The following is a 19378-nucleotide window of genomic DNA, read 5'->3' as shown; positions in this document are numbered from 1 at the left end:
AAGATAATCGATTTTTTAACCTACAAACGATAAATAAGGTCTAGGTATGCTTCTGATCTCTTCTTTGGCTTCGCGGGATATGCATCAATGACACCACCCGCCACCTCCTGGCAACTTTTCTGGGCCTTTTTCCGCATCGGCATCTTTGGTTTCGGTGGCGGCCCCGCCATGATCCCATTAGTGCGCGCCGAGGTCGTCACCCGTCACCATTGGTTAACCGATGAAGAGTTTGCCGATGTACTGGCGATTGGCAATACCTTACCCGGCCCCATTGCCACCAAGATGCCCGGCTATATTGGCTATCGTGTAGGTGGAGTCGTCGGCTGTATTGCGGCCGTCATTGCTATTATCGTCCCGATGATTGTGGCGATGATTGTCATGTTAGGCATTTTCAGCCGCTACCGCGATGTGGCTTGGATTCGCGGCATGGGCCAAGCCGTGGTGCCGGTGGTCATGGTGATGATGGCGCAGCTCACCTGGGACTTTTTTGATAAATCCCAGGCCGCTCTTGGCTGGCTGGTCAGCATTGCCATGGCCATCATTGCCGCCGGGCTGATCTACTGGCTTGGCATTCACCCAGGCTGGGTGATTGGCGCCATTCTACTTGCCGCCCTCCTGCGCCCTGCCGGTAAGAAAAAAGCGGAGGGAGCGGCATGATTTATTGGGATCTCTTCCTAGCCTTTTTTATCCCAAACATTATCGGCTATGGCGGCGGCCCGGCCATTATTCCACTGATCGAAGCCGAAGTGGTTGGCCGTTATGGCTGGATGACCGCACAAACCTTCGCGGAAACATTAGCCCTCGGCAACGCATTACCTAGCCCTATCGCGACCAAAATGGCCGGCTATGTGGGCTATGAAGTAGCGGGTATTGGCGGTGCCTTCATTGCCGTAGCTGCCACAGTGATCCCTACGCTGCTACTCATGTTAGGCGCGTTAGGGTTGCTCTACCGTCATCGTGATTCCCCCCGGGTTAAGCGCATGAGCCAATGGGTGCGCCCAGTCATCGCCATGATGATGGCCTGGCTGACCTTGGGGTTTCTGCTCGAAAGCCTTAATACCAGCGGGGCGATTCATACCCTGATCATTGGCATAGTCGCCGCTATAGCACTGATTCGTTTTAACACGCACCCCGCCTTTGTGGTTATGGGCGCCCTGGTTTATGGAGGGCTTATTATTCCGTAAAGATAACTCAAACTTTACAAAAACTTATAAGTAACACCACTCAACACGCCAAAACTCACAACAATTCATGGATCAATGGGGTAAACAATGACACTTAAATCGCTATTCACTACCACCGCCTTAGCAGCAGCACTTTCTATACCCGCCTTTGCAACAGCTGCTGATAATTATCCTGAAAAGCCAATCGAATTTATTGTGCCCTGGGGGCCAGGTGGCGGCAGCGACTTGCTAATGCGTTTGGTAAGCAAACATCTTGAAACAGAGTTAGGCCAAGCGGTGCCTGTGATTAATATGCCTGGAGCAAGTGGAACGGTAGGACTGCGTGAAGCCTCACGCCGAGATAGCGATGGATACACTATTTCGCAAATACATGAAGGTTTGCTGATCGCGCACCATTCGGGGGTGACAGACCTCAACTGGGACGATTTTGATGTCGTTTCCATGATGACCAGCGATAACTCGGTCATCGTAGTAAATGCCGATACTGGTTGGGAAACACTCGATGACATGCTCGAAGATGTCATCTCAAACCCAGGTGAGTATCGGATGGGCGTTACATTAGGTGGTATTCCACACTTATGGGCAGTGCAATTTGAAGAATCCACAGGCACTCAGTTTGGCTATGTGGGGTATGAAGGGACTGGAGAAAGGTTACGTGCGCTCGCGGGTGGGCATATCACAGTGGCTATAGAGGACTATTACTCAGCACGCGCCTTCGTAGAAAATGGCGATTTGAACGTGTTAGCAGCGGCTACTTCTGAACGCATTGAAGAACTACCTGATACACCCACACTTAAAGAACTGGGGCATGATCTTGAGTTTTTAGTTACTCGTGGGGTTGTTGTGCCCAAAGGAACACCCGAGTCGGTCGTTTCAACACTGGAAAGTGCGCTTAAAAATGTCGCTAATAGTGAAGGGTTTAAAACCGACATTGAGAATGTAGGCGGCACAGTGCGTTACCTTAACAGAGAAGACTATACCGCTTATTTAGAGCGTAATAACGAGTTCATTGAAAACAACGCCCACCTCCTTAATTAAGGTAACGTTGTGCTTTAGGAGGTTTTTATGGAGCGCAGAAGCGCAGAGACAGCTCTAATCCCGGCGTTACAAGTGCTGTCTTACCTTATCATCGCCCTCGGTGCTTTATTCATGGCCTTCAAGGCCGGCTCATTGCCGGCCTCTCGTTGGGAACCCATGAGTGCAGGTACTTTCCCACAAATTATCTTTTTCAGTATTGCAATTTTATGCGGCATGGCAGTTATCTTTGAACTCTCCAAACACGGCTTACCGCGTACAACCTTTTGCATTGCCTGGAGAAGACTAACCGCACTTAAAGCCGTCATCATCAACCTGGTGCTATTTACTGTGTATATGATAGCAATGCCTATTGCGGGATTTATTATCAGCACTTTTGTATATCTGCTTACTACACAGCTTTACCTAGCCCCCAGGAAGGCTACTACCGTAGCGATTGCCATCTTCGTCGCCATTCTCTTTTCTGCTGGGCCTTACTATTTATTTTCTGAGGCCTTCAACATCTATCTTCCTCGTGCTCAATGGTAACGTAACCTATGACTGATGCTTTCCTCGTAGCGCTAGGGGGCGTGACCGAGCCCTATACGCTATTACTCATGGCAGTAGCGACTTTTGCAGGTATTGTTGCCGCCGCAATACCCGGCTTTACGATTACCATGGCCATAGTCCTTACGTTGCCTCTTACATTTGCCATGCCCCCCATGCAGGGCATTGCGGTCATGCTATCTGTCTACGTAGGTGGACTAAGCGGTGGCTTATTTAGTGCCGCTCTGCTAGGCATCCCAGGCACGCCCTCATCAGTTGCAACCACCTTTGATGCCTTCCCTATGGCTCGACAAGGTCATCCTGGGAAAGCACTATCCTTGGGATTATTTGCTTCATTCGTGGGCTCTATTATTTCTATTGCTGTGCTGATCGTGGCCGCGCCTCCACTCGCACTTCTAGCGGTTAAGTTAGGGCCCTGGGAATATTTTGCGCTTATTATTTTTGCTTTGACTGTCATAGCAAGCCTAGTGGGTGACTCTCTTATCAGGGGGCTAATCGCGGGTCTAATCGGTATCGGCATCGCCACTATTGGGCCTGACCCACTCATGGGGCGCGAGCGTTTTACCTTTGGCTATGAAATCCTGACCGCGGGCATACCGTTCCTGGTTGTATTAATAGGCATGTACGCCATGAGCCAGCTACTCTCCGAATTAGAGCCTGCCGCCGGAGACAAACAGCCCTCTTCTGGCGCATTAATCAGTGGAGATATGCGCCCTCACCTTTGGCAAACCATAAAAGACATCTTATTGAAGCCCGCCAATGTTATACGCTCATCATTGCTCGGTGTGTTTATTGGTGCAGTACCCGGTGCAGGTAGCTCAATTTCTAATCTATTAGCTTACGACCAAGCTAAACGAGCGTCTAAGCACCCAGAAACTTTTGGTAAGGGTGAACCACAGGGCGTTGTTGCTTCTGAGTCAGGCAACTCATCAACGGTAGGCGGCAGCTTAATACCATTGATAGCGTTAGGCATACCAGGGTCTCCCGCCGATGCAGTTCTCATGGCAGCCATCATGGTACACGGCATCAGCATTGGCCCGCGCTTAATACTTGATCATCCCGACTTGGTTTACAGCATGTTTATTGCCATGGCGATAGCTTCTGTCTTCATGCTGTTAATAGGCGTTATTTTAATGAGGGCTTTTTTACGCCTACTAAATGTACCTAAGTATATTGTTGTTCCCGTTGTATTAGCTTGCTGTGCAATTGGTACTTACACCCTGAACAACCGCTTATCCGACCTTTATCTACTTGCCTGCATTGGTGCAGTGGGATATCTGCTTAAAAAACTGGATTATCCGCTAGCACCTCTTGTACTTGGCGTTGTATTGGGCCCTATAGCAGAAACCAACTTAAGACGGGCCTTCCAGACAAGCACTGACTGGACGCTCTTCTTCACTCGGCCAATATCAGCGCTGCTGCTTACACTGGCGGTTGTTTCTGTGATTTACAGTATTTATAGCTATATGAAACAGCGCCGCCTAATGGCTCGCCGTCTAGATGCCACATCTAAATAGGAATCACAATGCATACTGACCCACACTATTACCCTTCCGCCTCACGCCGTATGGTCACGTTTGGAAAACGTGGAATGGTCGCTACGTCTCAGTCGCTTGCTGCACAAGTCGGCATAGATATGTTACGAAAAGGTGGCAATGCCATTGATGCTGCCATTGCTACAGCTGCTGCTTTAACCGTCGTTGAACCAACCTCTAATGGTATTGGTAGCGATGCTTTTGCTCTTGTGTGGGTAAAAGGTGAACTACATGGCCTCAATGCTAGCGGCCCTGCGCCAAAGAGTATTTCATGTGATGCCGTCAAGGCCCTGGGTCATGAGGAAATGCCCGCCCATGGATTAGTGCCAATCACAGTACCCGGTGCGCCAGGCGCCTGGGCTGCGCTTTCAGAGCGTTTTGGTAAACTGCCTTTTGAGCAGCTGTTAGCGCCAGCAATAGAATTAGCTGACGAAGGTTTTGCTGTATCAGCAGTAGCCAGCCAACTCTGGAAAAGTGCAGAAGAGCGTTATGGAAAATACGGGACAGATGAATTTGCCTCCTGGTTTACGCACTTCACTCCCAATGGGCAGGCTCCCAAAGCAGGTGACATTTGGCGCTCTCCTGATATGGCAAAAACGCTGCGTGAAATTGCCAATAGCCATGCGGATGCGTTTTATCAAGGCAGCCTAGCGGATGCGATGGATGCCTTTTCACGTCAGCATGGCGGCTTCTTACGCAAAGAAGATTTACAAGCTTTCAAACCAGAATGGGTCAAACCCATAAGTGTCCGATATCGCGGCCATGATATTTGGGAAATTCCTCCCAACGGCAGCGGATTAATTGTGCTTCAAGCCTTGGGTATTCTTGAATCTTTAGGCGAACAGTCAAATGATCAGATAGACACTATCCACCGCCGGATAGAGGCTACAAAACTTGGTTACGTAGACGGCTTAAACTACATTACTGAGCGCTCATCTATGCAGCCGAGCGTTGAGCAGATGCTATCGAATGAGTACCTTTCGCAACGCGCAGAGCTTATTGGCCAAGACGCCATTGACCCCATTCATGGCAATCCATTAAGGGGGGGCACCGTTTACCTGGCAACCGCTGATGATGAAGGTAATATGGTGTCATTCATTCAAAGCAACTTTGAAGGCTTTGGCTCTGGCATCGTAGTACCGGGCACCGGCATTAGCCTGCAAAACCGTGGCTGGTCGTTTTCCCTCGACCCGCAGCATCCCAATGCTCTAGCACCCAGCAAACGCACCTACCACACCATCATCCCAGGCTTTATCACCAAAGATAACCAAGCCGTTGGGCCGTTCGGTGTGATGGGTGGCTATATGCAGCCCCAGGGCCATGTGCAGGTGGTAACGGCGATGCTTGAGGATCAACTGAATCCTCAGGCGGCGCTCGATATGCCGCGTTGGAAATGGACCAAAGGCAAAACCATCGAAGTTGAAGCCGACTTCCCCAATCACTTAGCGCTTGCCCTGGCACGCCGCGGCCACGACATCGTTAAAGTCGCCGATTCAATCAGCTTTGGCCGTGGCCAAATCATTCTGCGCGATCCTGACACCGGCGTACTCCAAGGAGGCACAGAGCCACGCACCGATGGGGCTGTGCTCCCCTGGTAATATCTCACCTCTAAACTGGGTCTCCGCCGTGTTGCCGTTGAAGGCAACCGGCGGCTGAGCTGGCTATCCACGCTCAACCACCGCATCATGGCACTCTTTTTTTCGTCGGTACTTTTTGCCAGCCTAACTATGTCTCCACCACCTTCTGAATCGACTTCCTCACCACTAAGCGGCTTTTTTGGCGTATTTCGCTATAGCCGACGTGCACTTGGCTTAGTCTGGGAAACCTCTCGCTGGATGATGCTTGGGCTGGCGCTGTGCACGCTGGTCGCAGGGGTTCTGCCTGCCGTGGCGGCCTGGGTGGGTCAATTGATTGTGGATGGGGTGGTAAGTGCCATGGAGGCCCATCAAGCAACCACTGATCCCAATCTACTAGCGTCCATCACACCGGTGCTAACGCTGGTGGGGATCGAAGCCGTGATTATTGCGCTCATTGCCCTGGCCCAGCGCGGCCTCTCAGCCCAACAGTCACTGCTGCGTGCGCTGCTGGGGCAGAAGGTCAATGTGATGATTCTGGAGAAAGCGGGACAACTGTCACTTAGCCAGTTTGAAGATTCAGAGCTTTACGACCAGCTCACGCGAGCGCGCCGTGAAGCATCTACGCGCCCGCTTGCACTGGTGAATAAAACCTTTGGGCTGCTGCAAAACGCTATCTCGCTGGGTAGCTTCGGCGTGCTACTGGTGCAGTTCTCCCCTTGGGCGCTGCTGATTTTGGTAGCAGGCGCCTTGCCGGTATTTATCTCAGAGGCCAAATTCTCGGGCGATGCTTTCAGGCTGTTTCGCTGGCGCTCGCCGCAAACCCGTATGCAGATCTATTTAGAGACGGTGCTGGCAAGGGAAGACAGCATTAAAGAGGTCAAACTGTTTGGCCTTGAAGGGCTGTTTCTCAAGCGCTATCGCGACATTTTTACCAAATTGTTTGCAGAGGATCGCCGCCTAACTTTGCGTCGTGAAAGCTGGGGGTTTCTGCTCGGCCTGCTTGGCACCTTAACCTTTTACGCCGCCTACGCCTGGGTGGTGATTGAGACGATTGCCGGGGCACTTACCCTGGGCCAGATGACCATGTACCTGATGGTCTTCAAGCAGGGTCAGGCCGCGCTCTCCGCAAGCCTCACCGCGATCAGCGGCATGTACGAGGATAACCTCTACCTCTCCAATCTTTATGAGTATCTTGAGCAGCCAGTGGAGGGAGAGAGCGGTACACTCACTCAGGGGGCACTGCCCGGTGACGGGCTGCGCTTTGAGCACGTTAGCTTCTCCTACCCTGGCGGCGACTCTGTTCTCCAAGATCCGGTTCTTCACGATATCTCACTGCACCTCTGCCCTGGGCAGAGCCTGGCTTTGGTAGGCGAAAACGGCTCGGGTAAGACGACCCTTATCAAGCTGCTCACGCGGCTCTACCACCCAACCCAAGGCCGAATTCTGTTAGATGGTAGCGACCTGCGGGATTGGAGTACCCAAGCACTACGTGAACGCACCGGGGTGATTTTTCAGGACTTCGTGCGCTATCAGTTGCAGGTGGGCGAAAACCTTGGTGTCGGCGATACTCATGCCTTTAACGACCAAGAAAGGTGGCAGAACGCCGCTCGTCACGGTATGGCGGATGAGTTTATTACCCGCATGGCCAACGGCTACAAAACCCAGCTTGGCCGCTGGTTTAAAAATGGCCAAGAGCTCTCTGGTGGCCAGTGGCAGAAAATTGCCCTCTCCCGAGCGTATATGCGCGAAAACGCGGACATTTTGGTACTGGATGAACCTACCGCTGCCATGGATGCTGCGGCAGAAGCCGAAATATTTGCCCGCTTTCGCGAGCACAGCCGCGATAAAATGGCGATATTGATCTCTCACCGTTTTTCCACAGTACGCAGCGCTGATCTCATTCTGGTTATTGATCAAGGGCATATCGTTGAACGCGGCACCCATGAAGAACTCCTGGCCACTGCAGGCCGCTATGCGAAACTATTTCAACTCCAGGCAGCGGGTTATAAATAGCCACTAAAATATTAATAATTCTTATTATAATTATGTTTAAACTCTTACCACGCTAATTAAAACCTCGAACGTGAACAAACGTCACAAGCGTTACAAATCTGTCGACCGTTCTAACGCTTTAAAGGTAATGTGCTCTCATGGTTTGACACTACAGGAGTGGCACATATGAACCGTCTTCATCAGATAAGAGTTAAGTATGCTCTTGCCTTTATCAGCGTTGCGTTAGCACTACTGGTTATTGTGGTAGCCGATGCACTGCTGGTTAATATGGTAAAAAGCCGTTTAGATACGTTTATCACCAACTATATTCCGGCGACTTCAGCCACACTCAACGGCGACCGAGACCTTTATCAAGCACGCGTTGCTGAGATTGAGTATCTGTTATCTGACCCCAGCTCCGAGCGAGCAACAGCGTTAATCGCCGAGTTTGAAGAGAATGCTCAGCAGGCTTATGACCGCATGGGGCTCTACGCCGAACTAATGCAGAACTACCCAGAGCTAACCACGCAACTAGCTAACTTTGAAACGCTGTATAGCGATTGGAAACAAGAGGCAACACGTGTTTTTGAGCTGCACCAAAACGGCAATACTGCAGCAGCATTAACGATGCTATCCGGCTCATCATTAGACGACTTTAATGCACTACGTGACATATATGATGTATCGGGAATAAATATTGAGACAGCCACTTATCAAGCAGAAGCAGCGGTGGTAGATAGAATCCAAGTACAGCAAACATCCACTATTATTGTTGCTTTAATCATCTTTATTGCGGCAACGCTTATTGCGCTACTAGGGCCGCTAATGATGTCTCGGGCTATCCGCCAAATCAGTGGACGTATTAAGGAGATCACCGAAGGAGATGGCGATTTAACCGCGCGGATTGAGAGCCAACGCCGTGATGAAATTGGTGAATTGGCACAACAGTTCAATGCCTTTATTAAACGCATTGACGATACGCTTCAGTCAGTTAGCAGCAGTACCGTTAGCCTGCAGCATGCATCTACTGAAATTGCCAAAGGCAGTCAGGAGCTTGCGGCACGTACTGAGCAAGCAGCTGCGAATTTACAGCAAACCTCTGCTTCGATGGAGCAAATCGCAGCAGTGGTCAACAACGCCTCTGATTCTGCCCAGCAAGCTGACCAGCTGGCACTTTCAACCCGGGATCTCGCTCAACAGGGTTTGCACTCCATGCACAGTGTTGAGCAGACAATGGATACGATTAACGACTCTTCCTCTGAAATCAGCAGCATCGTCAACCTTATTGATAGCATCGCTTTTCAAACCAATATCCTGGCGCTGAATGCGTCTGTAGAGGCCGCCCGCGCAGGCGAGCATGGCCGAGGCTTTGCGGTAGTTGCCCAAGAGGTACGTATATTGGCCAGCCGTTCAAGTGATGCCTCCAAAAACATTGCCACTCTGATCAATACCTCGTTAAGCCGCACAAAATCGGGCGTTGACCAAGTGAAACAAACCGGCGCCACCATGCAGGAGATGGTAAAAAGCATCGAGCGTGTGGCGGACGTGATTGCTGAGATCAGTGCTGGTGCTAAAGAACAGAGTGTAGGTATCGGTCAAGTAAATAACGCAGTTAACGAGCTGGATAGCATGACCCAACACAATGCCTCCATGGTAGAAGAGTCCAGCGCTGCGGCGGCGGAGCTAAGGGAGCAAGCTGACCGGTTAGGCGTGCTAGTGGGCGCCTTCAAGCTCAGTAATGCTAGTGAGCAACCAGCTCTTGGCAAAGCAGCGCTTGCCCCTACAGCTAATAAGCCCTCACCTACGCCTAAGAACCTGCGTCGTTTGGCGAGCTCACAGCAGCCTGAATGGGAGTCGTTTTAAGCAATCCCCCTTAGTCTTCTAAGTTTCCTTGGACTTATACTGAGTCCAAGGAAGTTTCGTTACCGGCTTATATGCTCATCCATTTCAGCAAGCTCTTCGTCTAGCCGCAGCCGCTCATCGTAGTCATCAAAGGTATATGTATGCTGTCTGGTGCTTTAATTATTGATGATGATTGTAATGTCCAACTATTGGGCAGAATGCTACTACGCCAGCACGGTTATCAGGTGGTGACGGCAAGCAGTTTTGGCGAGCTGGTGCGCCAACCCGACCTACTCAATGTCGAACTGATCTTGCTTGATCTCGGGCTAGGTGAATTTACGAGCCTTGATATTCTGGAATATCTTTATGATTTACGCTTAAACGCTTCAATTTTATTAATTAGCAATTATGCGGAAGAAACTGCCGCGCATGCGCTTGCAGCAGGTGAAGCAAAAGGTTTGAAAATGTTAGGTTTCCTATCTAAATCCAAGCTACTCACCGGTCTAACGACATTTTTGGGGCCATTAAAAAAAGCGCCCAAAGCGCCTACAAGCGTTGAATTGGCGAAGGCCATTCGTGAACAACAGCTTTTTCTAGCTTTTCAACCCCAAATAAGCCTGCAACAAGGCACTCAACAAGGGCAGGTTATTGGCGTTGAAGCGCTGGTACGCTGGCAAGACCCTCAACGCGGCGTGCTATACCCCGACAGTTTTATACCTCTAGCAGAGCAAAACGACCTGATGCTTCCACTCACTTGGTACGTTATTGAGCTTGCCATGAAGCAGCAAGCCCAATGGTTGTCACAAGGGTGGGACTTAGACGTCTCGATAAATATACCGGCGGCCTTTATTCAAGCAGAAGGCGTACTAGACGCGTTTGATCAACTCACCCAAGCGCATCATGCTGTGCTTAGCAAGATCACCCTGGAACTCACCGAAACAGCGGGGGTTGAGTGCTTGGGCTACGCTAGCTACGTGCTCAAAGCGTTGCGACAACGGGGCTGCAAACTGGCGTTAGATGACTTTGGTACCGGCCACTCTTCGCTGACACAGCTCTATCGGTTGCCTTTCAGCGAGCTCAAAATTGACCGTAGCTTTGTCTCACTGATCGATCAGGACAAAGAAGCACTGGTGATAACAGAGTCGATTGTCGACTTAGGCAAACGCCTGGGACTGACTGTTGTCGCCGAAGGTATCGAAACGTCGGCACAATTCACTCGGCTTGTTGAAGCCGGGTGCACTGTTGGACAAGGCTACGGTATTGCACACCCGTTAACCGCCGACGCTTTCAACACCTGGTTACGCGAGTACTCACCGTCCGCACCCTAATAACGCATCAAACGAACATGCTTTCTTGCTCCAAAGCCAGCTTAGTAGTGGCCTCAAGAGCAACTAAACGCTCCAGATAGATCATCAATTCGCTTAATGGGGCTTCTAGCGCTGCTTGCTCCAATTGGCTTGCTTGCTCAGCAATCGCAGCACAGCCTAGAGAGGAAGCGGCACCCTTTAGTGAATGGGCTTCTAGGCACAAGGCTTGTCGATCCTCTGACTGCCAGTAGGCATTCAAGCGAGCGATACGTTCACCAAGCCGTGTTAAAAACGTGGTCAGCAGCGCATCCAGTGCCTTGGGTTCAAAGGTACTTTGCAGCTCTTCGCAAAGACGCTTATCGAGTACTTGAACTGCCCCAGCGCTATCACCCAGCGATTCGGGGCTTTTAATAGGAACGGTAGCGTGAATACTGACAGATTCAACGCTTTCATCATTTAACAGATAGCGGCCAATCACCTGATGCAACTCATCGCGCGTAAAAGGCTTGTGAATCATATCGTCCATGCCGCTTTGAATGCAGCGCTCTCGGTGCTCAGGCATCACATTGGCGGTCATCGCCACTATGGGCAACTTAGGCAGTTGATGCACAGCTTCATAATCGCGCCAGCGTTGGGTGGTTTCCGTGCCATCCAGCTTAGGCATCTGCATATCCATTAACACCAAATCAAATCGACCATGGTCTGCTTTCAACTGATCGAGCGCTTCCTGGCCGTTCTCTGCAACCGATACCTGCTGGCCAAGGCGCTCAAGCATGACGCGTGCCACCGTTTGATTTAGCGGGTTATCCTCTACCACCAAGATATGGTGATGGGAGGGCATTGCTGGCGGGTGTTCACCGCTTTGGTAAATGGCCAAAGGTTCGGTTTCCGGCAGGCTGACGGTAAACCAGAATCGACTGCCGAGCCCCTGCTGGCTGTTAACACCTATCTCGCCCTGCATGGCATCGACCAACCGCTTACAGATTGCGAGCCCAAGCCCCGTGCCTTCGTGACGACGCGCCATTGAGGTATCCACTTGCGAGAACGCCGAGAACAGCTGTGCTTGATCCGCTTCCGCGATACCACAGCCAGTATCGTGTACCTCCATAAGAATATTATCGTCTCCAAGAGGTTTTATCTGGCATTTGACGAACCCCTCTTCCGTGAACTTCAAGGCATTATTGATTAAATTCATCATGACTTGGCGCAGCCGCGCGATGTCTCCCAGCACATAACGGGGCAGCGCCGGGTCGATAGCGTAACTAAAGGAGACCTTCGCCTTTGGTTCGCGGAGGGTATAGCTTTCACAAAGCTGGTCGATGCATTGGTGAAGATCAAACGGCTGGATATCCAGGTCGAGGCGCCCCGACTCAATTTTGGTGTAGTCGAGAATATCGTTGATCACCGCGCGTAGACTCTCCGCACTGCGCTTAAGAGCGGCTAAATAAGTCTCAGCACTTGTTGTTTTAACCTCTTCGCTTAACAAATCCGCCATACCCACGACACCATTTAACGGGGTTCGAATTTCATGACTCATCACCGCCATAAACTCAGATTTTGCCAGACTCGCTTTCTCTGCTTGCCTAGCTGCCTCATTTAGCTCTTGGCTCTTGGTTTCTAACGCCTGAGCCTTACGATGACTGGAGCGCCCTTCTAGAATCAGCGCGCGAACCAACATACCACCTGAAAGCATTAACAGGACAATAAGCAACAGCACCAATCCGTTGAGACTTGTCAATGCGCGGTGTTCCTCACTATGCATATGGGAAACATGGGCGTTGGTTTCGATCAAAATGTTACCGCTGAGTTGCTGTAGCTCAGCCGCTTGCTGCAGGAGGATAGCCGTTAACTCGCTATTTAACTGGGTAGGGTGGTCCCATACCTTTTCGAGTAGGGTTTCCATCTCTAGAATGCGGATGTGAGCTTGTTGAATGACCGCCTCAATATCCTCGAGTTTCGCCACGACTTTTCCTATTTCACCTTGAAAAAAAAGTGATTGTCGGCTGAAGAGAATCTCAAAACGCAGCAACACATCATCAACCGTAGCCTTCCCAGCACTCGTTTCGAATAGCGACAAGCGCAATTCGCGCACCTCTCGATCAAACTGATACCCGGCCCATAACACATTTTCGAGCAACCGCTCCTCCTGCGCATGCTGACGGTTATAAATAACCCCACCGGTGGTTAGCGCTGAAAGAAAAAAAAGGATCGCCGAGAATGTAGCGACCCTGGTACGGCGGGAAAAATAGAACTTAAAAAAAGCCAGCATGATTGCTACTCGGTTATATTACTCAACGTCGATTCGTGTCACCTGCCACACAGAGCGCGAAAATATCTCTTCATCTAGCAGTTCGGGGTGCTGGTCAAAGGGGTAAATGACAAATAGCGGCCCCTGATCACGAATTCGCAGCGCTTTGCCGTTTGCCTGCATAGCCAGAATGACATCGTAATTCTCAAAATCGCTGATAGGCACCGTCGCGGCGTACTCATTCAACGCTACCACACGAATATTCTCCCCCTCAGCACCGACGGCTTCCAGGATAGCTCGCCCCAATGGGCCAGAGAAGCGCATCACGCCGTCGTGCCAGGGCGTGCGGGTAATCGTTTCGTGCTGCGCCAAGCCTTCTAGCATCGCTTTATCAAAATGGGCTTCGTCACCCACATTCGTCTGCCCCACCTTTCCACTCACCACCAATATCACCGGGCCTTCAGGTACTTCCAGGGCGATAGTGTGGGTCGACAGCAAGGCAAGTCCTACCGCGACGATGAAAACCACGAATTTAACAACCATAGGGCGACGTATCATGCTGCACCTCGGTGCTGATCGTTGAAAGTGCAGAAATTGTATATCGGCCGTTGGCGGGCTAACTGTGAACCTTTGTGTCAACGCATCATCATCCACTAAACTTAACGCGTGAGCTTGCCGCCTCTACACGGGTGACATTTATAAGACGACAATAAGGGAAATTAGCATGCATATTGGCGTACTTGAAGATGACCTCGACCAACAGGCCTTTATTGAGCAGTGCCTACTAACGGCAGAACACCAAGTCTCGCTGTTTAGTCGCTCTAGCGAGCTTCGCCGGGCGACGCAGCAGCACACCTTTGACCTGCTCATTATCGATTGGCGCCTGCCCGACAGCGACGGCATGGATGTGGTTGCTCATCTTCGCCAGCACGACAGCTGGCATGGGCCAATCCTGTTTATTACCGCCAGCCAGGGCGAAGACGATGTTGTTAAAGCCCTGGAGCGAGGCGCCGATGATTTTCTCGCCAAGCCCCTTCGCCCCAGTGAGCTGATTGCCAGAGTGAGTGCGTTAGGTAGACGCTCTGGCTATGCCACATCGCGCCCTGCACCGGCCTGTCCCGAGATATTTACCCTGCATACCGATGAGCACTACATCAGCGTGGCGGGCGACGCCATTGATTTAACCGAACGTGAATACCGGTTAGCCACGCTGTTTTTCTCTAAAATGGGTGAGCTAATTACCCGTGCGCACTTACTAGAGCTGGTGTGGGGCATTAAAGGGGATATTTCGACGCGTACCGTTGACACCCACGTAAGCCGCCTACGCCGCAAGCTGGAACTGGATGGTCGGCATGGCCTGCGTCTACGTAGCGTTTACCAATCGGGGTATCGCATGGAAACTTGCCAGCCCCCCCACCTTGAACAAGTCGCTAAATAGATTGACGCTCATATAAGCATCGGTTAAAACATAAGAGCTCCCCTTTAAGGGGCAGTTCTTTTTTATTAACGAAACTTTTTCAGAGACCTTCTCATGCGCTGGCAAATCCCCGCGACACGAATGAATAAGCTGCATCGCATTATTAATAATGCGGTATCAGCTTATTATTGTCGCGCGCCAGAGATGTAAAGAGGAAATTGGCCGCGGCAAGTGTCGCGGCCATGTTGTTTTATCGTTACCTTTGAGACTCCCTGATCGCGATGTTGCCCGGCCTCCTAACCCAGGAGACCGACCCCATGGCAATCGCAACCATTACCCGCAAACTACTCAGCGCTTTCACCCACTATCGTACCCAGCGGCGCTTTTACGAAGACCCGCGCTTTCATGACCCGCACCTGTTAAAAGATATCGGTTTACGCTGGGAGCAGGGCCAGCTGGTATCCATTCATGGTGTAGAGGAACCAAGTCAGCGCAACCAACGCCATCAGGCTGAAACCCGCGATGCCTACGAAAAATGTCCACACTGTGGGAGTAGGTTGGCATAGCCAACGCCCCGGTCACAGGAAGTGGCCGGGGCGTTTTCAGTGGCGTGCCACGCCTGGCGCGCAATAAAAAAGCCGATCCATTGGATCGGCCAAGCTGATGGGATATTGCACAGCATGGGGAATACTGTGCAGAGATGCCTGGGGAAGGCATCGCCAAAACGCCGGGTTAGGCGGCTTGGCGATGCCCTCCCAAAGAGTTGCGTCCTTTCCGGGAGTAGCTGCCTTTACCTTTTTTCGGGGTTTGCTGCTGCATTTTAAACATCGGCGTTCGCAGCTGCGCTTTTAAAGCGTTGTCTTTTATCTTGCGCTGTTTCATCGTTTTCTCCATTCTTTTAAAGATGCCTGCCTGGGCAGGCACCCACTACGACACATACTATTAATTGAAGTTCATCGTTTAGCGTTTCAAGTCCTGGTTATTCATTCCTCTTACTCATCCCAGAGCGGCGCTATTTCAGGGTTGGCGATACGCTCTTTACGATCCAACTTGGCGATTTCCGTCATCTCGCTGTCGCTCAAGACTAAGTCAAAGGCGGCAATGTTGCTTTGAATATTTCGCGCCTTGGTCGATGAAGGAATCGTAATCATATTGCGCTGTTTTACCCAAGCAAGGGCAATTTGCGCGGGCGTGGCGTTATGCGCGTCGGCGATCTGCTTAAGGGTTGGGTCATCCATGACTTTACCCACGGCCAGGGGCATAAAGGCAGTAATTTGAATGCCATGCTGCTCGCAGTGATCGACCAGTTTACGGTTCTGTAAGAAAGGATGAACCTCGATCTGATTGGTGAGAATTTCACCTTTACCCAGAATGCTAACCGCTTCGTCCACCTGGGCGATGGTAAAGTTGGAAATGCCGATATTGCGCGCTTTACCCTCGGCTTTGACCTCTTTTAGCGCCGTCAGGTAATCGACCATTGGCACTTCATCCTCTGGGGACGGCCAGTGGATCAGCAGCAGGTCAACGTAATCGGTGCCTAATTTCTGCAGGCTTTCGTCCACGCTGGCTTTAAGCATTGTGGGCTCAAGATTATCGAACCACACCTTGGTGGTTAGGAAAATATCGCTGCGTGGCACGCTGCTGTCGCGAATCGCCTCCCCTACCCCTTTTTCATTGCCATAAAACTGTGCCGTGTCGATGTGTCGATACCCGACCTCAAGCGCTGTGTGGATACTCTGCTTGAGCGTATCGCCTTCCAGGCGAAAAGTACCGAAACCGGGGTTGGGTATCACAGTCTGCATCATTAACATCCTTTTCTATTGATAGCGTGTTAACTAATATGGGGTGGAGACCGCCCCACTTCAACCCCGTTGTTTATTGTTCCCTGATCAACAGTAGTGCCATCAACGCAATAAAAGAGCGATAACCACTACCGCCAACACTAGCGACACCCCCTTCCAGAACAGCACCGGATCACGTTCCAGCAGCGGTAACTGGGCGCGCTTCAGCATGTCTGGGCTTGGCGAGCGTAGCTCGAAGATAAACTCCGAAAGCGCCGGAAAGCGTTTGTGGGGAGTGGGATGTAATGCCTTTTTGAGCACCTCATCCACCCAGGCGGGCAGTTCACGGTTCTCGCTAAGCGCCGATTGGTAGGCAAGCTTATGCTGCGCTGCCCGAGTGCGAGTTTTGGCCACCTCGGTGCCATAGGGCAGCGTGCCGGTTAGCATCTGATAGGTAATCACTGCCAGTGAGTACTGATCCGAACGGGGCGTGCCTCCTTCACCCAGAAAATACTCCGGCGCGGTGTACTGGGCAGTGCCTAGAATATCGTCGCTAGCCGCCCCGACCTCTTCGGCAAGGCCCGCCACCTTGGCAGCGCCAAAATCGATCAGCTTCACCGTTCCGTGGCTATCGATCATGACGTTATCGGGGCGTAAATCCTGATGCAGCATTTCCAGGCGATGAAAGGCGCGTAGCCCCTTGGCAATCTGCTCGACGATGGGACGAACGCTGGCTAATTCGGCGTTGGGGTGGTCACGCATCCACTGGGTCAGGGTTTGCCCTTCGATATACGCCAGCACGGTGTAAAGGTAGCGGCGAGGGCGCTCTTGGGCGGGGGCTTTAAGCACGTGCTGATTATCGATGCGTCGGGCAATCCACTCTTCGCGCACAAACCGCTCGATACTCGCCGAGTCTTGGCTTAGCTCGGTTGAGAGGGTTTTAAGTGCCACCTTCTCGCCACTCGCTACCTCTTCCGCCAGGTAGACATGGCTGCGGCTGCTGGCATGCAGTTGACGCACAATGCGGTAGCCATCCAGCTCACTTCCTGCGCGCAATTCAGACGGTGACGGCAGTGTGCCCAGCGCCGCGTAGAGTTCATTAGCGTGGCGCTCAGGCAGCGAATCAATGCGCACAATTTGCACGGTGAGGTTGTCATCGCTGCCATGATCGATGGCAGCCGCGATTAGCGCCTCAGCCGCCGCATCGAGATCGCCCCAATGGGCATGAATCAGCGCGGCCATTTCAGCGCCGGTTAGCCACTCATAAACACCGTCGGTAGTGAGTACAAACACATCGCCCTCACTCAGCGATACCGAGCAATAATCCAGCTCCAGGTGCTGGCTGGCCCCCATGGCGCGGCTTAAATGACTGACTTCCCGGGATGCCCAGAAGCGATGATCCTCGGTCAGTGGCTCCAGCGTATTGCCGGCGAGCTGATAGATACGGCTATCGCCAACGTGAAACAGGTGCGCAGTGGTGGATTTAATCACCATCGCGCTGAGGGTACACACATAGCCACGATCCAGGTTATAGCGATACTGGCTCTGCCGGGTTTGGGCATAAAGCCATGCATTGGTGGCCTGCAGCACCCGCTGGGCGGAGGTTTTAACCGCCCAGGTGGCGGGGGTGGCGTAGTAGTCTGTTAAGAAACCGCCCACTGCTGCTTCGCTCGCTTCCCGGCTCACTTCGCTGCTGCTGATCCCATCCGCTAACGCGATCGCAATCCCTTTGGTGGCGCGCAGGGAGTCGCTGGGTAGATAAGCGCCGTAAAAATCCTGATTGCTTGGCTTGCGCCCTTTATCAGAGTGCTGGCCGAGCGAAATGGTCAGCGCTGCCATTATGCTTCCCCTAAAAAAAGCCTCCGCCGGAGCGAAGGCTTGGTTAATGACAAACTCTATTGCAACTTTATCGAGGTCTGAACCAACCCGTAGCGGGGGTCTTTCGCCATGGATGGCGAAAGTAGCGCCCAAGGATGGGTCTACAGCGCCCCCGCATAGGGTTGTTCAGACCGTTTGAATGCACAAGGCTCGCTCACCGTAGTTAATCATAGGGCTTTCTGGGGCGCGGTACGCACGTGAGTGGTGTAGAGCGTGAGCCCCGTTAATGCCAAGCCACCGATCAAGTTACCCAGCACTACCGGAATTTCGTTCCAGATCAGGTAATCCATAATCGAGAAGTTACCGCCCATCATCAGCCCAGATGGGAATAGGAACATGTTGACCACCGAGTGCTCAAAGCCCATACCGAAGAACAGCATAATCGGCATCCACATGGCAATCACCTTACCGCTCACCGTGGTTGAGATCATCGCACCCACAACCCCCAGCGATACCATCCAGTTACACAATATGCCGCGAATAAAAATCGTCGCCATGCCGCCAGCGCCATACTCTTTATAACCAACCGTGCGTCCTTCACCTACTTCACCAATGACCCGCCCCACTTCGCTGGGTTCGGTGCTAAAGCCGTAGGTGAACACAATCGCCATGAGAAAGGCGACCGTTAATGCCCCACCAAAATTACCGATAAACACAATGCCCCAGTGCTTGAGAATACGATTAATCGTCACCCCAGGCCGTTTATCCAGCCACGCCAGCGGCGTTAACACAAACACCCCGGTCAACAGATCAAAGCCCATTAGATAGAGTATCGAGAAACCCACCGGAAACAGGATGGCGCCGATAATCGGGTAGCCGGTTTGCACCGCTACGGTCACCGCAAACACCGCCGCGATGGCCAAAATAGCCCCCGCCATAAAAGCGCGAATCAGCGCATCACGGGTAGACATGTGAAGCTTGGCTTCGCCAGCATCGACCATCTTGGTGGCAAATTCAGCAGGCAATAAGTAGGACATAGAGAGCTTTTCCTTGGTAGCTGGTTGTAAGGGTCAGAAGAATAAAATGCGCACCGCAA

17 protein-coding genes are annotated in these 19378 nt (G+C 51.8%); 11 read left to right on the top strand and 6 right to left on the bottom strand.

Going from position 1 to position 19378, the window contains the following annotated elements:
* The first annotated feature begins 87 nt into the window (after positions 1-87).
* From LMS44_RS05200 to LMS44_RS05160, 9 genes are all read left to right on the top strand, one after another.
* Complete coding sequence (locus tag LMS44_RS05200; RefSeq protein ID WP_009287174.1) at positions 88-657, top strand: chromate transporter; 570 nt, start codon at positions 88-90, stop codon at positions 655-657.
* A complete protein-coding gene (locus tag LMS44_RS05195; RefSeq protein ID WP_027959912.1) occupies positions 654-1184 on the top strand; it encodes a chromate transporter in 531 nt (176 codons plus the stop codon). The genes LMS44_RS05200 and LMS44_RS05195 overlap by 4 nt, the downstream gene beginning before the upstream one ends.
* A gap of 87 nt (positions 1185-1271) precedes the next feature.
* A complete protein-coding gene (locus LMS44_RS05190; protein ID WP_190373788.1) occupies positions 1272-2222 on the top strand; it encodes a Bug family tripartite tricarboxylate transporter substrate binding protein in 951 nt (316 codons plus the stop codon).
* A gap of 27 nt (positions 2223-2249) precedes the next feature.
* A complete protein-coding gene (locus LMS44_RS05185) occupies positions 2250-2747 on the top strand; it encodes a tripartite tricarboxylate transporter TctB family protein (RefSeq protein WP_027959914.1) in 498 nt (165 codons plus the stop codon).
* 41 nt (positions 2748-2788) lie between these two features.
* The gene (locus LMS44_RS05180) at positions 2789-4282 is read left to right on the top strand and encodes a tripartite tricarboxylate transporter permease (RefSeq protein ID WP_230806211.1); all 1494 of its coding nucleotides are present in this window, start codon (positions 2789-2791) and stop codon (positions 4280-4282) included.
* A gap of 8 nt (positions 4283-4290) precedes the next feature.
* Positions 4291-5898: a gamma-glutamyltransferase family protein gene (locus LMS44_RS05175; RefSeq protein ID WP_190373789.1), complete on the top strand. Its 1608-nt coding sequence runs from the start codon at positions 4291-4293 to the stop codon at positions 5896-5898.
* Positions 5899-6027: 129 nt separating this feature from the next.
* On the top strand, positions 6028-7890 hold the full coding sequence (locus tag LMS44_RS05170; RefSeq protein WP_278371062.1) for an ABC transporter ATP-binding protein: 1863 nt from the start codon (positions 6028-6030) through the stop codon (positions 7888-7890).
* A gap of 165 nt (positions 7891-8055) precedes the next feature.
* Positions 8056-9732: a methyl-accepting chemotaxis protein gene (locus LMS44_RS05165; RefSeq protein ID WP_278371063.1), complete on the top strand. Its 1677-nt coding sequence runs from the start codon at positions 8056-8058 to the stop codon at positions 9730-9732.
* Positions 9733-9872: 140 nt separating this feature from the next.
* Complete coding sequence (locus tag LMS44_RS05160; protein WP_278371064.1) at positions 9873-11039, top strand: EAL domain-containing response regulator; 1167 nt, start codon at positions 9873-9875, stop codon at positions 11037-11039.
* Positions 11040-11046: 7 nt separating this feature from the next.
* On the opposite strand, the gene LMS44_RS05155 is transcribed toward LMS44_RS05160, so the two are convergent.
* Both LMS44_RS05155 and LMS44_RS05150 read right to left on the bottom strand, forming a co-directional pair.
* Positions 11047-13287, bottom strand: coding sequence for an ATP-binding protein (locus tag LMS44_RS05155; protein WP_278371065.1), 2241 nt, complete (start codon positions 13285-13287; stop codon positions 11047-11049).
* 18 nt (positions 13288-13305) lie between these two features.
* Entirely contained in the window at positions 13306-13824 is a 519-nt protein-coding gene (locus LMS44_RS05150) for a putative pterin-binding protein (RefSeq protein WP_223828005.1), read from the bottom strand.
* 166 nt (positions 13825-13990) lie between these two features.
* Between LMS44_RS05150 and LMS44_RS05145 the strand changes: the two genes are divergently transcribed.
* A complete protein-coding gene (locus tag LMS44_RS05145; RefSeq protein ID WP_009287164.1) occupies positions 13991-14704 on the top strand; it encodes a response regulator transcription factor in 714 nt (237 codons plus the stop codon).
* A gap of 296 nt (positions 14705-15000) precedes the next feature.
* Positions 15001-15249: a hypothetical protein gene (locus LMS44_RS05140; RefSeq protein ID WP_008957723.1), complete on the top strand. Its 249-nt coding sequence runs from the start codon at positions 15001-15003 to the stop codon at positions 15247-15249.
* Between the two features lie 166 nt (positions 15250-15415).
* Here the strand turns inward: LMS44_RS05140 and arfA are convergent, their stop codons facing one another.
* The 4 genes from arfA to LMS44_RS05120 all read right to left on the bottom strand — a co-directional run bounded on the left by arfA (position 15416) and on the right by LMS44_RS05120 (position 19319).
* Complete coding sequence (arfA, locus tag LMS44_RS05135; RefSeq protein WP_008957724.1) at positions 15416-15565, bottom strand: alternative ribosome rescue factor ArfA; 150 nt, start codon at positions 15563-15565, stop codon at positions 15416-15418.
* 110 nt (positions 15566-15675) lie between these two features.
* On the bottom strand, positions 15676-16494 hold the full coding sequence (dkgB, locus tag LMS44_RS05130) for a 2,5-didehydrogluconate reductase DkgB (RefSeq protein ID WP_041157778.1): 819 nt from the start codon (positions 16492-16494) through the stop codon (positions 15676-15678).
* A gap of 93 nt (positions 16495-16587) precedes the next feature.
* Entirely contained in the window at positions 16588-18303 is a 1716-nt protein-coding gene (locus tag LMS44_RS05125; protein ID WP_278371067.1) for a bifunctional protein-serine/threonine kinase/phosphatase, read from the bottom strand.
* Positions 18304-18509: 206 nt separating this feature from the next.
* Positions 18510-19319: a formate/nitrite transporter family protein gene (locus LMS44_RS05120; protein ID WP_008957727.1), complete on the bottom strand. Its 810-nt coding sequence runs from the start codon at positions 19317-19319 to the stop codon at positions 18510-18512.
* Positions 19320-19378: the final 59 nt, after the last annotated feature.

Source organism: Halomonas profundus, from assembly GCF_020865425.1.
Lineage (GTDB): Bacteria > Pseudomonadota > Gammaproteobacteria > Pseudomonadales > Halomonadaceae > Vreelandella > Vreelandella titanicae.
Note: the sequence above shows the minus strand (reverse complement) of the source record. Positions and strands in the feature narration are given on the sequence as shown.

Bases quoted from the DNA above. Each gene is read 5' to 3' on its own strand.
- LMS44_RS05200 (WP_009287174.1), top strand. From the start codon at position 88: ATGACACCACCCGCCACCTCCTGGCAACTTTTCTGGGCCTTTTTCCGC.
- LMS44_RS05195 (WP_027959912.1), top strand. From the start codon at position 654: ATGATTTATTGGGATCTCTTCCTAGCCTTTTTTATCCCAAACATTATC.
- LMS44_RS05190 (WP_190373788.1), top strand. From the start codon at position 1,272: ATGACACTTAAATCGCTATTCACTACCACCGCCTTAGCAGCAGCACTT.
- LMS44_RS05185 (WP_027959914.1), top strand. From the start codon at position 2,250: ATGGAGCGCAGAAGCGCAGAGACAGCTCTAATCCCGGCGTTACAAGTG.
- LMS44_RS05175 (WP_190373789.1), top strand. From the start codon at position 4,291: ATGCATACTGACCCACACTATTACCCTTCCGCCTCACGCCGTATGGTC.
- LMS44_RS05170 (WP_278371062.1), top strand. From the start codon at position 6,028: ATGTCTCCACCACCTTCTGAATCGACTTCCTCACCACTAAGCGGCTTT.
- LMS44_RS05165 (WP_278371063.1), top strand. From the start codon at position 8,056: ATGAACCGTCTTCATCAGATAAGAGTTAAGTATGCTCTTGCCTTTATC.
- LMS44_RS05160 (WP_278371064.1), top strand. From the start codon at position 9,873: ATGCTGTCTGGTGCTTTAATTATTGATGATGATTGTAATGTCCAACTA.
- LMS44_RS05155 (WP_278371065.1), bottom strand. From the start codon at position 13,287: ATGCTGGCTTTTTTTAAGTTCTATTTTTCCCGCCGTACCAGGGTCGCT.
- LMS44_RS05150 (WP_223828005.1), bottom strand. From the start codon at position 13,824: ATGATACGTCGCCCTATGGTTGTTAAATTCGTGGTTTTCATCGTCGCG.
- LMS44_RS05145 (WP_009287164.1), top strand. From the start codon at position 13,991: ATGCATATTGGCGTACTTGAAGATGACCTCGACCAACAGGCCTTTATT.
- LMS44_RS05140 (WP_008957723.1), top strand. From the start codon at position 15,001: ATGGCAATCGCAACCATTACCCGCAAACTACTCAGCGCTTTCACCCAC.
- arfA (WP_008957724.1), bottom strand. From the start codon at position 15,565: ATGAAACAGCGCAAGATAAAAGACAACGCTTTAAAAGCGCAGCTGCGA.
- dkgB (WP_041157778.1), bottom strand. From the start codon at position 16,494: ATGTTAATGATGCAGACTGTGATACCCAACCCCGGTTTCGGTACTTTT.
- LMS44_RS05125 (WP_278371067.1), bottom strand. From the start codon at position 18,303: ATGGCAGCGCTGACCATTTCGCTCGGCCAGCACTCTGATAAAGGGCGC.
- LMS44_RS05120 (WP_008957727.1), bottom strand. From the start codon at position 19,319: ATGTCCTACTTATTGCCTGCTGAATTTGCCACCAAGATGGTCGATGCT.